Origin of the sequence: Domibacillus sp. 8LH (assembly GCF_038806185.1) — a bacterium.
GTDB lineage: Bacteria > Bacillota > Bacilli > Bacillales > Domibacillaceae > Domibacillus > Domibacillus indicus_A.
Map to the genome: position 1 here is coordinate 79756 of NZ_JAVJNG010000008.1, position 14674 is coordinate 94429.

The 14674-nt window shown below is 41.0% G+C and carries 12 protein-coding genes; 7 read left to right on the forward strand and 5 right to left on the reverse strand.

Features of this window, described 5'->3' with window-relative positions:
• Positions 1–278 precede the first annotated feature (278 nt).
• Positions 279–1856, reverse strand: a complete 1578-nt coding sequence (locus tag RG959_RS11925) for a glycoside hydrolase family 10-like protein (protein WP_483298881.1) — start codon at positions 1854–1856, stop codon at positions 279–281.
• A 638-nt stretch (positions 1857–2494) separates the two neighbouring features.
• Between RG959_RS11925 and RG959_RS11930 the strand changes: the two genes are divergently transcribed.
• The 7 genes from RG959_RS11930 to xerS all read left to right on the forward strand — a co-directional run bounded on the left by RG959_RS11930 (position 2495) and on the right by xerS (position 11038).
• On the forward strand, positions 2495–2809 hold the full coding sequence (locus tag RG959_RS11930; RefSeq protein WP_342797301.1) for a helix-turn-helix domain-containing protein: 315 nt from the start codon (positions 2495–2497) through the stop codon (positions 2807–2809).
• Between the two features lie 997 nt (positions 2810–3806).
• Positions 3807–4247 (forward strand): CPBP family intramembrane glutamic endopeptidase, encoded by a 441-nt coding sequence (locus tag RG959_RS11935; protein ID WP_342797302.1) that lies wholly within the window; start codon positions 3807–3809, stop codon positions 4245–4247.
• Between the two features lie 104 nt (positions 4248–4351).
• A complete protein-coding gene (locus RG959_RS11940; protein ID WP_342797303.1) occupies positions 4352–5221 on the forward strand; it encodes an AraC family transcriptional regulator in 870 nt (289 codons plus the stop codon).
• 358 nt (positions 5222–5579) lie between these two features.
• Positions 5580–6998 carry a sugar porter family MFS transporter gene (locus tag RG959_RS11945; RefSeq protein ID WP_342797348.1) on the forward strand — a complete coding sequence of 473 codons (1419 nt, stop codon included), beginning with the start codon at positions 5580–5582 and terminating at the stop codon, positions 6996–6998.
• Between the two features lie 89 nt (positions 6999–7087).
• On the forward strand, positions 7088–8011 hold the full coding sequence (locus RG959_RS11950) for a sugar phosphate isomerase/epimerase family protein (protein ID WP_342797304.1): 924 nt from the start codon (positions 7088–7090) through the stop codon (positions 8009–8011).
• 30 nt (positions 8012–8041) lie between these two features.
• The gene (locus RG959_RS11955) at positions 8042–9229 is read left to right on the forward strand and encodes a Gfo/Idh/MocA family protein (RefSeq protein ID WP_342797305.1); all 1188 of its coding nucleotides are present in this window, start codon (positions 8042–8044) and stop codon (positions 9227–9229) included.
• A gap of 693 nt (positions 9230–9922) precedes the next feature.
• On the forward strand, positions 9923–11038 hold the full coding sequence (xerS, locus tag RG959_RS11960; RefSeq protein WP_342797306.1) for a tyrosine recombinase XerS: 1116 nt from the start codon (positions 9923–9925) through the stop codon (positions 11036–11038).
• Positions 11039–11090: 52 nt separating this feature from the next.
• Here the strand turns inward: xerS and RG959_RS11965 are convergent, their stop codons facing one another.
• The 4 genes from RG959_RS11965 to RG959_RS11980 all read right to left on the reverse strand — a co-directional run bounded on the left by RG959_RS11965 (position 11091) and on the right by RG959_RS11980 (position 14645).
• Complete coding sequence (locus tag RG959_RS11965; RefSeq protein ID WP_342797307.1) at positions 11091–11621, reverse strand: methylated-DNA--[protein]-cysteine S-methyltransferase; 531 nt, start codon at positions 11619–11621, stop codon at positions 11091–11093.
• 77 nt (positions 11622–11698) lie between these two features.
• On the reverse strand, positions 11699–12154 hold the full coding sequence (locus tag RG959_RS11970; protein ID WP_342797308.1) for a putative immunity protein: 456 nt from the start codon (positions 12152–12154) through the stop codon (positions 11699–11701).
• 336 nt (positions 12155–12490) lie between these two features.
• On the reverse strand, positions 12491–13414 hold the full coding sequence (locus tag RG959_RS11975; protein WP_342797309.1) for a response regulator: 924 nt from the start codon (positions 13412–13414) through the stop codon (positions 12491–12493).
• Positions 13415–13418: 4 nt separating this feature from the next.
• The gene (locus RG959_RS11980) at positions 13419–14645 is read right to left on the reverse strand and encodes a sensor histidine kinase (protein WP_342797349.1); all 1227 of its coding nucleotides are present in this window, start codon (positions 14643–14645) and stop codon (positions 13419–13421) included.
• Between the last annotated feature and the right edge of the window lie 29 nt (positions 14646–14674).

Consider the following 14674-nt stretch of genomic DNA (forward strand, 5'->3'; position numbering starts at 1 on the left):
AAAGGAATAGGATGACTATGCGAAAGAACGGGAGCTTCCTCGCTCTAAAACGTTTGCCAATCATTTTGGCGGCTGGAACGAAGCAAAAAAAGCTAATTTTCAAAGACAAGGCCCGAATTAGGCAAAGAAGACCTAAAAACCCGATCCTGAAAAAGCTTATTCCATGATGACTTGAGCGTGGCAGTAAGAGAACAGACAAAAATAAAACCCTCTGTCCGGTTATCAGACAGAGGGTTTTGTGCGTTTGTTTAAAGGTGTATGCCTACCACATGATATTTTTATTCTTTTACGATAATAGCATCCTTGCTTTCTATACCAGTTGCAGATACGGACTTTACGCCATATGTGTAGGTTCTGTCCGAACGTGCTGATTTATCCAAAAATACGGTTTTGCCCTTTGTATTGTATACGACATCTACAATATTACGTGCATCCTCATAAGATCCTAGTGTTTTGCCTGCAAAACGATAAATCACGTATTTACGCGGCTGTTTGCTGGCCTGGTCCTGAATCACGATTTTTCTGCCTGCTGCTTCTTTCTTTACTTGTACGGATGTCGGCTTTACAGGCTGCGATGCATCTTTCCAAGAAGACGCCGGCGTAAGAGAAGGGTACTTATACAGCTGCTGTTTTACAATCGTTGCATAGCCAAGTGAATTTTTCTTCCAGCTTTTCAGCGAAAAGTGCATTTGCCCTTTTGTCATTCGGTCTGCCCGGTTAGAAACAATTTGATTGGGCAGCTCCATTTTGTTTTTCCATGCCGGATCAGAGTCCTGTCCAACTTTATAATCGGCTACTCCGATATACAAGTTTACCGGATGTGTTTTTGCATATACTTTTACTTCATTGCTCCACCAGTTAAGAAGCGTCCCGTATTTAGCAGCAGCTAATTTTTTCGACCAATAAATTTGCGGCGTAATATAATCGACTGTTCCTTCTTTGATCCATGTACGCGTATCCGCATATAAATCATCATAATTATTTACGCCAGCTTTTGTGGCACTTCCTGTTTTATCGATCGATTGATTGCGCCAGACGCCAAACGGTGAAATACCGAACTGGACATATGGTTTTGTCGTTTTAATCGTAGAATAAATCTTTTTAACAAGCTGATTCACGTTATTTCTGCGCCAGTCTTCTATTTTCTTAAAGGACTTTCCATATTTTTTAAAAGCAGCCTGGTCTGGAAAGGTTTCATTTTTAATCCTATATGGATAAAAGTAGTCATCCATATGGATGGCATCCACATCATAATTTTGCACCAGCTCTTTAACAGACGATACGAGATAGTCTTGTACTTCCGGAAGGCCAGGATTTAAATAGTACTGCTTGCCGTATTTCACGACCCAGTCAGGGTGTTTGCGTGCCGCGTTTTGAGATGACAAGTTTTTCAGCGTTTCACCCGGCATGGTCACCCGGTACGGATTAATCCACGCATGAAGCTCCATTCCGCGGCTGTGAGCTTCCGTAATCATAATTTGCAGCGGGTCATAGCCCGGGCTTGTCCCTTGTTTTTTTCCTGTGATATACGCTGACCAAGGAGCCAGCTTAGAAGAGTACCAGGCATCACTGGTCGGCTTTACCTGAAAAATGACTGTATTAAACTTGTTGGCTTTCAAGCTGTCTAGTGTCTGCCGGGCCCAAGTTGTATACTGTGTTTTATTCATTCCTGCTTTTACATCGCTGTTTTGAACAGACGCAATCCATACCGCCCGCATTTCTCTTTTTGGTGGTGCAGACTCCGCTGCATGAGAAGGCGACGGGATGAGAGACATACATAAAACAAATGTTAATATCCACACGAGCCAGCTGCATTTTTTCATTCTCACATTTTTCTTTCTATCTTTAAACAACATTATTCTAACTTGTTCCTCCATCCATCCTTTTTTTAGTGTTATCGACAAATTCTTTGGGAAATGAAGTATTTTTTTAAAATAATGTTGGTGAATAAGCTTCTTTTTTACCTCAAAAGTTCCACTAAAGGATATACAAGGAAATCGGATATTGAAACATCTTTTTCCAGGCTGTACACTTGTTTTACTGGGTACATGAATCGTTTTTTCTAAGTGGATCAGTCAGCTCTTAGTGGTTAATGATTGCATTAAAACAATAGGCTACCAAAACTCTAAACCACACAGATCTCAGCCAATAAGCGAGTAAGGCTGCAAGCCACCCCGAACTAAGAAAATTGGTTGTTAAAACAAAGCGTCCTCTGCGGGAGGCGCTTTGTTTATATAAATGACAGAGACTCCTTTTTTTATACGGAATGTAAAAAAGCCAATATAGAGGCATAGCCAGTGAAAATTTCACTCGAAGCCGTCTGTTTATTAAAAAGCATATCTTCTATACAGTTATTTTTAGTTTTTTTGTGTCTATTTTTTATAGATAAACCGATCTTGCACAAAATCACTAAAACACATACAAGAAGTACCGATAGAAGAGATAGAATACAAAAATAGGGCGTGATACCTATAAAGTGAACGGGGGCGCAGTTATGATTTACACAGAACAGCAAATGTCTAAAAGCTATGCAAATGAAGATCATCAGCTGAGAAAAGAAGAAGACGTAGAACAATTAATTGCCCAAAATATTATTCGCCGGAGAAAAAAGCTTGGCCTTACGCAAAAACAGATGGCCGATCAGCTGAATACACAGCAAAGTGTCGTATCAAGAATCGAAACAGGAAACCATAATTTAACCATTGCGAATCTAAAAGGAATTGCCCAGGTTCTCGAAACAGACGTCAGCTCCCTGGTGGCAAGGGAAACAGGACTGACGCACAAACGATACAAACTTGTTAAAAGGTGAAAAGCTGAGTTGATACTGGAGCATGGAACAAAAAATAAATGAATGTTTTTTCCTTACTTTCTTTGAAAACCAAGGCAGCCTTTCCTATAAAATGATATAATAAAAGAACAATAGAACAGGTTTTCTCAATGGTGGTCAGCAAAATCCCCTTTACAGAAAGGGGGTGGCGCTGTGACAACTTTCGAATCACTCATGTTTGCAGTTAGTTTTGCAAGCCTCGTTGTAGCGATTTTGTCATTTAACCAAAAAAAATAATCCACCATTGAGTTGAGCGCTCTGGTGGATTATCCCCTTAGACTGCTGACTCCCCATAAGGGAAGCCTGCTATTGGTAGGCCGATTTGATGTTACCAGCATCGAATCGGCTTTTTTAATATAGCTGTTTGTTACCTTCAGTATACACGATCTTTTGAGAAAAGAGAAATAGAATACGCTTTTCTTTTCCTCTGCGAGGAGCATAACTGCCTCGGCAGCTGAAAAAGGAGGAAGCTGAGCAATCAATCCCACTGCTTTCGATTAAAATAGGACTGAGCGGTTCTTTTATGGCTTTCTATACTTCCTAAATATAAAATTTACCAGCAAGCCTGGATCAATCCGTTATAACATATATATAAAGATAATCTGCAAGGGAGGGGAACGATATACATAATGCCTTTTTGAGAAATATCATTTTATTATCCTTGTTTGTCTCTCTTCTTGTTTTCATACAGCTTCATAATTATTGGGGTATTGGGCTGTGGGCCGCTGCCACTGTTTATTGTTTTGCGGCATTCGATCAAGCAGCGAAAAGGTTTGTTGTCACAACCCTTTTATTTGGGATCGGTTTTTATGCATATCTGATGTCAGCTCCTCAATGGGCGGAACAGTTTCAACTAAGGGAGCTGCAGATATTATTCAATAGAGGATCATTGGTTTTCATTTTGATTCCCTTGTTCTGTTTATCTTTTTTTTCTCATGCTCCTTTTATAAAGTATATGAGAAAACCAAAGTGGCAGGAATTGATTCATTTTCCGTTTATCTGGTCAGGGTTTCACCAGACAAGCATCAAAGTCTTTTTAATCATTGCCATAGTGGTCAATACTGCTTCCCTGGCACCCTTTATCGCTCGAAGCGGCTGGGGTTATTTTGAAGAAATCTGGCTTCTGCTGCTTATCTTTTCCGTTACAAACGCTTTGCTTGAAGAACTCATCTGGAGAGGGACGATGCTAAGCCGCTTTTCAGAACAACTAGGCGAGAAATGGGCCGTTGTCATAACGAGCATAGGCTTTGGCTTGCAGCACTACTCTCTTGGCATTCCTTGGGCAGTATGTATTGCTTTTTCTATCGGCGGCGTGTTTTATGGAGGCATTACCGTTAAATCAGGAAGCATGATTCCTGCAATGATTTGGCATTTTGTTTTAAATATATTGATGGTTTCAAGTGGTTTCATTCTAAACTAGGGAGGGCTTGAGATCTTATCTCGATGATCTCTGGGCCAACGAGGTTAACATACAGTAACTTCATAAAAATTAGTTTAGTACACGTATTTTAAAGGAGAATAATAATGAACGTGGCTGCTGCTATTGATAAACTACAAAAAAGGTGTATTTACCTACAAGGAAAGAATGTCTCATTTCACATCCATTCTTGGGGGGCACATCCCAATCACCCAGATAACCCACTTCACAAACACTCCTTTTTCGAGATCTGTTATGTGTTTGACGGAACAGGTCTTTATGTTGAAGACGAACAAATTTATCCACTGCAAAAAGGCGTGTTCTTCTGTTCACGCCCGGAAAAACTGCATAGAATTCATAAAGGAAAAAACCTTTCGCTGTTCTGGATTGGTTTTGAAGTAGATTTGTCGTCTTCAACAGAAAAAGGAGTTTCTCTTTTTAAAAAGCTTTCCGAAACGAAAAATATCCTTATTCAGGATGCAGAAGATTCTCCGGCGTCTCTCTTATTAACAACATTAATGAAGCACGGGAGCACATCCTGTTCAACCGACATTTTGAATTCCCTTAGTCATTCCTTGTTACTTTCACTTCAGACATTATTTTGCGGAACGGATGAGGAAGAGGACGAGAGTGATATAAGTCATGAAACAAAAGGCCGGATGCTGGTTAACCAGGCTCAATTATTTATTAGAGACAATTTGAACAGGCCTCTTTCAATAAAAGATGTAGCGCAATATCTACATATATCAACCCGGCACTTATCCCGTTTATTTACTCATCATTTAGGAGTATCCTATACGGCTTTTATACGTCAAGAACGGGTTGACGCGGCAGCAGAGATGCTTCGGATGACGAATCTGGACATTAAAACGATCTCCGAGCAATACTGTTTTTCATCAGTCCATTATTTTACTCGTGTTTTTCAAGAAGAAACGGGTTTAACCCCGGGAAAATACAGAAAACAAGCAAGCCTCTAAAAACCCTTTAGAGGTCTTTTTTTATTATTCATGTCCCTAAATCATAAAAAATTAGTCTTTTCAGGATAAATACTTTGTAAGCGCTTTTCATTATACTTAATTTAAGTTAAGCACTTAACCATTCTAGAAAAGGAGGGGAACTTTAGAAATACGACCTTTACATCCAAGCTACATAATGGAAAGGCGGTTGGGAGATTTTCTGTCTTCCAAATGCAAACAAGACAGGCTGCTGTCTGATGCATAAACAGATGATTACATACGTTGATAGATCTGAAAATAAGCCAAAGCAAATTCTCAGGTGAAAGAGCATCTACTACAACGCAGCCTATGGAGGTGGTTATACATGAGTAATCAAGTAATGAAGAAATCCATCAATCACAAAATGTATTTACAAATTGTTATGGTTTCCGCAACATTTGGAGGGCTTCTTTTCGGATATGACACGGGTGTAATCAATGGTGCTTTACCTTTTATGGAAAGGCCTGATCAGCTTAATCTCACACCGGTTACAGAAGGGCTTGTAACGAGTTCCCTCCTGTTAGGAGCAGCATTTGGCGCCTTAATATGCGGAAGATTAGCAGATCGCTATGGACGCCGGAAAATGATCCTCAATTTATCCTTTTTATTCTTGTTGGCATCGCTTGGCACTGCATTTGCTCCCAATGTTTCCATCATGGTTGTCTTTCGATTTTTACTGGGTCTTGCTGTTGGAGGAGCTTCCTCTATGGTCCCGGCCTTTTTAGCAGAAATGGCACCTCATGAAAAAAGGGGCCGAATGGTGACGATGAACGAATTTATGATTGTGGGCGGGCAGCTGCTGGCCTACGTCTTTAATGCCATTCTTGGTGTCACAATGGCGGATACCGGCCATGTTTGGCGGTATATGCTTGTTCTTTGCGCTATTCCAGCTTTAATTTTATTTGTCAGTATGCTCGTTGTGCCAGAAAGTCCGCGGTGGCTGGCTTCAAAAGGAAAAAATACAGAGGCGCTGCGTGTCCTTAAACAAATACGAGATGAGAAACGAGCGAAAGCGGAATTTCACGAAATTGAAACAGCCGTAAAAAAAGATTCAGAGCTTGAAAAAGCTTCTTTAAAAGATTTTTCCGCTCCATGGCTGCGCCGTATCTTGCTTATTGGGATTGGAATTGCCATAGTGAATCAAATTACAGGTGTTAATTCTATCATGTATTATGGAACGCAAATTCTTGAAGAATCAGGCTTCGGCACGAAAGCAGCCTTAATCGCGAACATTGCGAATGGACTTATTTCAGTCATTGCAGTCGTAGTCGGTATTTGGCTGGTGGGGAAGGTGAACCGGCGTCCCATGTTGATCATTGGTTTATCTGGAACCACAACTGCCCTTTTCCTTATCGCCATCTTCTCTATGGTACTCGATGGATCTGCTGCACTTCCGTATATTGTACTTTCTTTAACCGTTCTGTTCCTTGCATTTATGCAGGGCTGTGTGGGGCCGATGACATGGTTAGTCATTGCAGAAATCTTCCCGCAAAGGTTAAGGGGCCTTGGTTCTGGTATCAGTATCTTTTTCCTCTGGATTATCAACTTTGTGATTGGTTTTGCTTTTCCGGTATTGCTAAGCTCTGTCGGTTTATCGGCTACATTCTTTGTTTTCGTAGCTCTAGGTTTATTAGGAATCGGGTTCGTATATAAATTTATGCCGGAGACAAATGGGCGTACACTTGAAGAGCTGGAAGAACATTTCCGCTCACAATCTAATAAAGGTGATAAAAGGGATTCAATTGTTAAGGCAAGATAATAATAACTGTCTATTTTAAAAAGATAATTGAAAGCGCTTCTAATTATAGAGATCTTTTCATTAGGAACAAGTAAGAGGAGGGTTTTAGCATGGGAATTAAAATTGCAGGAGCGCCGTGCTGCTGGGGAGTGGATGATCCAAAAAATCCATATCTTCCGCCATGGGAACGAGTGTTATATGAAGCATCACAAGCAGGCTACAAAGGCATTGAACTTGGTCCATACGGATATATTCCAATGAATATTGAGCGGGTACGAGCAGAGCTATCTAAAAACGATTTAAACATCATTGCGGGGACCATTTTTGATGATTTGGTATCACCCTCTAACTTAGAGAATTTATTGCACCAGGTAGACGATATTTGTTCTCTGATCACTAAACTTCCATTGTCACCCCCAGAAGAAGGACAAAAATTTCCGACTCCTTATCTGGTGATCATTGACTGGGGACATGAGGAAAGGGATTATAAGGCAGGCAGGCCGGATGAAGCACAGCGACTATCTTCAGAGGCCTGGCAGAATATGATGTCACACATTCAGGCACTCGCAGAAAGAGCCTGGACAAAATATGGCGTCCGTTCTGTTATTCACCCTCATGCGGGCGGCTACATTGAATTTGAAGATGAAATTAAACAGCTATTAGAAGATATCCCTTATGAAACAGCCGGCCTTTGCCTGGATACGGGTCATCTTTATTACTCTAAAATGGACCCATACCAGTGGATTCAAGACTATGCAGACCGCTTAGACTACATTCATTTTAAAGATATTAACCTCGACATTTACAACGAAGTGATGGGTGAGCATATCCGTTTCTTTGAAGCATGCGCCAAAGGCGTGATGTGCCCGATTGGACAAGGCATCATTGATTACAATTCCATCCACAAGCTGTTAAAAGAAATTGGCTACCAGGGTTATATCACGATTGAGCAAGAACGTGATCCCCGCAATGCAGATGCGAGTCTGCGGGATGTAAAACAAAGTGTCGACTATTTAAAAAGCGTAGGTTATTAACGAAAACATAAAAGAAGGGGAGCATGACAAATGATTAACGGTGAAAAAGTAATTCAACAACCAATCCGCTGGGCGATGGTAGGAGGCGGGCGTGGAAGTCAAATCGGTTATATTCACCGCTCAGCTGCACTGCGTGATCACAACTTCGAACTTGTTGCGGGCGCTTTTGATATTGATGCAGAACGCGGCAAAGACTTTGGAGTGAATCTGCACGTTTCTCCAGAGCGCTGCTATCCTGACTATAAAACAATGTTTGAAGAAGAAGCAAAATGTGAGGACGGCATTCAAGCGGTTTCTATCGCTACGCCGAACGGCACGCATTATGCGATCTCTAAAGCAGCCCTGGAAGCAGGCCTGCATGTGATCTGTGAAAAGCCGCTCTGCTTCACAACGGAAGAAGCACTGGAGCTTGAAATGTTAGCTAAAGCACAGAATCGCGTTGTCGGGATTACATACGGTTATTCCGGCCACCAAATGATCGAGCAGGCGCGCCAGTTAATCGCGAACGGTGAGTTAGGTGAAATTAGAATCGTGAATATGCAGTTTGCCCACGGCTTTCATTCGGGAGAAGTGGAAGAGCAAAATGCCAGCACAAAATGGCGTGTCGATCCTAAAATGGCAGGACCGAGCTATGTACTCGGCGATTTAGGAACACATCCTTTATTCTTGTCAGAAGTAATGCTGCCAAACATGAAAATCAAAAAGTTAATGTGCACACGCCAGAGCTTTGTTAAAAGCCGTGCGCCGCTTGAGGACAACGCTTACACCATCATGGAATATGAAAATGGCGCAGTGGGCACAGTCTGGTCTTCCGCTGTGAATGCAGGCTCTATGCACGGACAAAAAATACGAGTGATTGGTTCTAAGGCAAGTATTGAATGGTGGGATGAACAGCCAAACCAGTTGCGTTTTGAAGTCCAGGGACAGCCTGTACAGATTTTAGAGCGCGGAATGGACTACCTGTACCCACAAGCATTAGCAGACGATCGGATTGGCGGCGGCCATCCTGAAGGGTTATTTGAAGCATGGTCCAACCTGTATACTCGTTTTGCTAAAGCAATGGCAGCATTGGACAACGGAGAAGAGATGAATGATGTTTGGTATCCAGGAATTGAAGCGGGTGTAGAAGGCATTCGCTGGGTAGAGAACTGTGTGCGCTCTGCTGATAATGGTTCTGTCTGGGTTGACTACCAGTATGAATTAAGCCCATCCACATAAGAAAAGTGAATAAAAATCTGCCTGACAGTAGAAACGGACTTCAGGCAGATTTTTTGCTGCTGTTTTTAGAAACATCAAAGAATAATTTTGCATAGAAGAGAATAATTATTCATTTTTGCGTAAAATATTTATTTAGCACAAAGTTTGACTAAATTTGACCTTTAAGGAAAAAAGTGAGGAACCTGCTTTCGAGGCAAAAGAACAGTGAACAATATAGTTTATGGGGTACAGGGTACATATTGCATGAAAAGTCTTTTATCCATCACAGCAGAAAAATTGCTGAGCTGTTGTATAAAATGGGCTTGATCCTTAAACAAAATAAACGTGATTCTTATATGAAAATCCAGCGGTCTGATTAAAAAACAATGTTTGAATTAAATTTTTGCCGTTTTTCCCGTTTGCGAACAAATGTTTCGCGAAGACAGGAATCGTTAAAATAACATGCACATGCTTAAAAGCTAATTTTTTAGGATCTCTAAAGCATTTTATGTATAATTTGCGGCGCTCAGCCGGCTGAATGTAAATAAATCATGTATAAATCACTCAAAGTAAAATCATTTAGCTCAAATAGTTAAAAATATTTGCATGAAAAGCTGAATTTACCAAATCAATTAGGTATAATGAATATATACTATCTTTTCTTAAAAATTGAATTTTACGCAAAGTTGAAATTGATCGAAAGAGGTTTGAAAAATGGCTAATACACGTCAGCATCAACTACACGAAAAAAAATTAGAAGAATTAATGAATATCATGCCGTTTTACGTGGTGGAATATGTAGATCAGAAGCTGGGCAGCCGGTCTCCTTCTACTCTTTTAAATTATGTGCACGATTATAAGCTGTTTTTTGAATGGATCATTGCAGAAGGCATTACAGACGTCAAAGAAATAAAAGATATACCCTTGACTGTACTCGAAAACCTTAAATTGGTAGAAGCACAAGGATTTATCCGCTTTCTGGAACGACGTGATATCCAAGTAAATAAACAGGATACGAAAAAAGCGGAAAAAGTATCGATTAATCGTAAAATCTCAGCACTTCGCTCTCTTTTTAAGTATTTAACGACGCAAACAGAAAATGAAGACGGCGAGCCTTACTTTCACCGTAATGTCATGCTGAAAATTGAAGTCACCAAAGTAAAAGAAACACTAAATGCCCGCGCTGCGCGTATTGCAACGAAAATCTTTCACCAGGATGACGATATTCGTTTCCTGGAATTCCTGAAGAACGACTATGAACAGGAACTGCCTGCTGATTCACGTAAAGTTGTTTATTTTAAGCGGGATAAAGAACGAGATATTGCCATTCTTTCGCTGTTCCTTGGAAGCGGCATCCGGGTAAACGAGCTGTCTAATCTCCGCCTGCGGGACATGGACTTTGAAATGGGTCAAATCAGCGTTTTGCGTAAAGGAAATAAGCGGGACATTGTTGCAGTCATTCCCCAGGCAATGGATGACGTAAAAGCTTATCTCGCAATTCGTAATGAGCGGTATAACGCAACCGGTGAGGATTATGAGTTCGTTTTTTTAACAAAAGTTAAAAATGAACCGCAGCCTCTCTCCAACCGGACCATTGAAGCCCTGGTGAAAAAGTATACGAAAGCATTTATGTCCAATAAATCGATGTCACCGCACAAACTGCGCCATACGTTTGGTACAAATTTGATGGAAGAAACAAATGACATTCACCTGCTTATGATGCAGCTTGGCCACAGTACGACTTCGACCGCTGCGCTTTATACAAACCCTGAGCAGGAAAAAGCACGTAAAGCGCTGAAAGAGTTAGGAGAAAAACGCAAAGAGCGTTAAACTAGGAATGGAACATACCCGCATTCCGAAGGAGCCCCCCGCCTCGGCAGCTTTACAGGCGGGCTCCCGCATATTTTGCTTCTAATTGGAGTAAATACTGCTTTAACTCCAGGCCGCCTCTGTAGCCGGTCAATGCCCCGTTTTTTCCGATCACCCGGTGGCATGGAATGTTAATCAGCACGGGGTTTGCGCCAATCGCGGCTCCTACTGCCCGGACAGCAGCCGGCTTTCCAGCAAGCTCGGCAATATCCGAATACGAATACGTTTCTCCATAAGGAATCTGCTTGAGCGCCTCCCATATTTGAAGCTGAAAAGGTGTCCCTCTTACATCAACAGGCAAATGAAAAGTGCGGCTCGTTCCGGTAAAATAAGCATACAGCTCGTCCTTGTAAGGCTTTAAAGCACTGTGATCTTCTATAAGAACAGTAGCTGGGAACCGTTTATTCACCCATGTTTCGAGCTCTTCGAACGTCTGTCCCGGTGATCCTACATAACAAAGCCCTTTCTCTGTTTTGGCTATATAAAGCGATCCATGTTCATAGTCGACTGTGGACCACTGGATCGCTTCTGCTTTCTTGTTCATCTTTCCCCGCCTCCTTTATCCCTATTATACAAATAAACGAAAAACAAAGCGCTTCTTTAAAAGAAGCGCAAAACAACTTACATCTCTTTCTCTAAATCTAGTAAATGCTTATACTGCCAGGCACGTTCATCAGCCACTGCTTCCGTATCAAAGTGGGTTGCATGAGCAATGGCCTTTACCGCATAGGTGGATGCATGGATCGCATGGCCAAATATATGAACGGTTGCGACGGCCTGCCCTGCTGCCCGTGCAGCAGCAGTCGCTGCCTTATTATCTGTTTGACGGGCCGCGGCATGAGCTGCAAATGAAGCTTTTCGAACTTCTCTCACTTTCATAGTTCTCTGCAGCCAGGCGCGTCCGGCTTCAATGGCCTCTCTTGGGCGTCCGTCATGGGGGAACTTTTGTTCATAATACTGAATCACATGTTCTGCACAATCTAATGCCCAACGCACCGCGACTGGATGGTCAATGCTTCGAAGATGTTCTTCAATCGTTTCTTTTATCTCTGTATCGACGAATCGCTGCTTTATCACGGCAGTTTCCTCCCTTTATATTATTGTTTTTTTTAGGATCTTTTATGTTAATCGATGGATTTCTTAGCGAGCTGTTTTCATCGCTTATTAAAAGAAGGGGTATACCATTCTCTTCCTTGTTTGCTTTCATTTAAACATTCATTTTTATTGGATAGTTAATTTATTTAAAGAAAAATTAACTGAGTGTAAAATCAGCTCAGTCACCGAACGGTTGTCAAATATTCATCACACTTAAACGGGGGTATGGCTTTAAATTCCCTGGATACTATTGAAATGAAAAAAAACAGGAACCCTACTCTGGGATCCCTGCTTTTTTCATTTCATTTCATTAACAAGCTAGTGGTCTGTTTTTAAACGATTAACTTCGAAATAGAAGATCTGAATAAATTTTTTGGTGTTTATTTTTGTTGATGAGTCAGCAGGCAGAGAGTGTTCTTGAAGCTCTCTCATCTTTTTACGTACTACTTCAAAATCAAAAAAACGGGCTGCATAGGTCTCAAATGATGGATGAGAGTAATCCGTCAATCCAAGAGAAGCAAAATGAATAATGGAATGGAGAACCGCCCTGCGAATACGTTGTTCCGCTGCTTTTATCTCGCGGTTAATTTCAAGATCAGAGGCCTCTGATCCCAGCTTGCGTTTAGCGGTTTGCCTAAAGATATCTTTTAGTGAAGGAAAGCTATGTTCAAAAGTGTAGCTGTGTTCACAAGAATATAAATATTCGAGAACATTAATCAGGTCTGCAGCACCAGTTTCCCCCGTAATGCCAAGTTCTGTAAGGAGAAAATCACAAATACCTTCCCAGCTTCTTTCTTTCTCTGATATGATGCGCGTGCCTTGCACATCCATCAATTTATTAAGAGAGTTTTGAATATCCATAAAAGAACGCTCCATCTGAATTCTGGCTAGCACTTTTTGAACGATTGTTACAATCTCAATGCGGTTTACCGGCTTTAAAATATAGTATTCTACGCCAAGTTTATACGCTTGTGCAATCAGTTCTTTGGACTCTACCTGTGAAATCATGATAATTTTTCCGTTGAAGGATCCCAAAAGGTGACGGATGGTTTCAATACCATCCCGAATAGGCATCAATAAATCAATGAATAGGATATCTACTCCTTTAAAATTTAAAAATGAACTCGTCAGCTGCTCTCCGCTTGCTGCTTCCCCTACAAGCTCTCCTAAATCTTCGTCTTCAATAATTTTATGTAAGACAGCGCGTACAGCGGAGTCATCATCAACAATGTAAAATCGCATTTTCTCACCTCATTCGAGATAATTGGCGGATCGGTATTTTAACAAAAAAAGTGATACCGCTTTCTTTGTTTTGAAAGTCACACTGACCTGCCAGGTTATGCACGGCTTCTTTTACATAAAAAAGCCCAATTCCAGATGATAAATTTCCTTTCTCATCAAATTTTGTTGTAAACCCGGGCTCAAATACGGTGTCTCTGTACTTGTCCGGGATAGACGAGCCGCTGTTAAAAACACGAAATTCAGCTTGTTCTTGCTGCTCAAGCAGCTCTAGATGAATCGTTCCTTTTTCTTCTATCGCTTCTATAGCATTGGCCATTAAATTGTTGATCAATGATAACACCGTGTAAATATGGTAGGCTGGATGCTTTCCTTTGATAGTGTACGTGAAGGTAATCTCTTTCTTCAGAGACCTCGCATACTTCTCGTTAATATGAACAAGCAGCTGTAATAGCTCTTCTCCGCTCATATAGTCTTTTAAGCTTTGATTGGAGATTAACTTTGACAGACCAGCCAGAATGCGTTGATGGTCTTTTTTGACTTCATGAATCTCAGCTGCTATTTTCAAGGCCTGCTGGCTGAGCGAAGGGTCTATCTCTCTTAAATGACTGTACAAATCGTAGGATTCTTTCGTTACCGTTTCCACATTACCAGATGATTTTTTTAGATGGACGGCTTCCTCGTACAAAGTAGAAACGAGCATCATCATATGACTATTTTGTTCCCTCACCTGTTTTTCTTTTGACTGAGCCTCATACATTTTAATCATGCTGAAAAAGCTTAAAACGATAAAGGAATGGGTTAAAGCAATGGCAATCATCTCAAACAGCTGTGCAGCAAAAATACTGTATCCAAACAAAATGAACTGAACAAACATCTCTATCACGTTAGAAGCCAGTTCAATCAGCAGCCCAAATAGCCCTATCGCCAGTGGTCTATCTTGAAATCTGCTCAATTTCATCCATTGAAATAAACAGGCATATGTAAAATAAAAGAAAAAAGCGGGAAAATGGTATGTAAAAGATGACCAGCTATCTCTTTGCATTCCAGTATAATGATCAAGAAAAACGCGAAATGCGACCACAGCCAATGCGGTTATAAAGCCCGGCAAAATAAATGCCCTTTTTCGCAGCAACAGCAAAAAAAACATAGCTGGTGCACCGAGGCTGATGCGGAAAGTTTCATTTAACGGATAAAACTTCATTTCTCCTAAAAGCGGAACGAGAATAATCATAAATATAAGAATGTAAGCATCTTTCATTT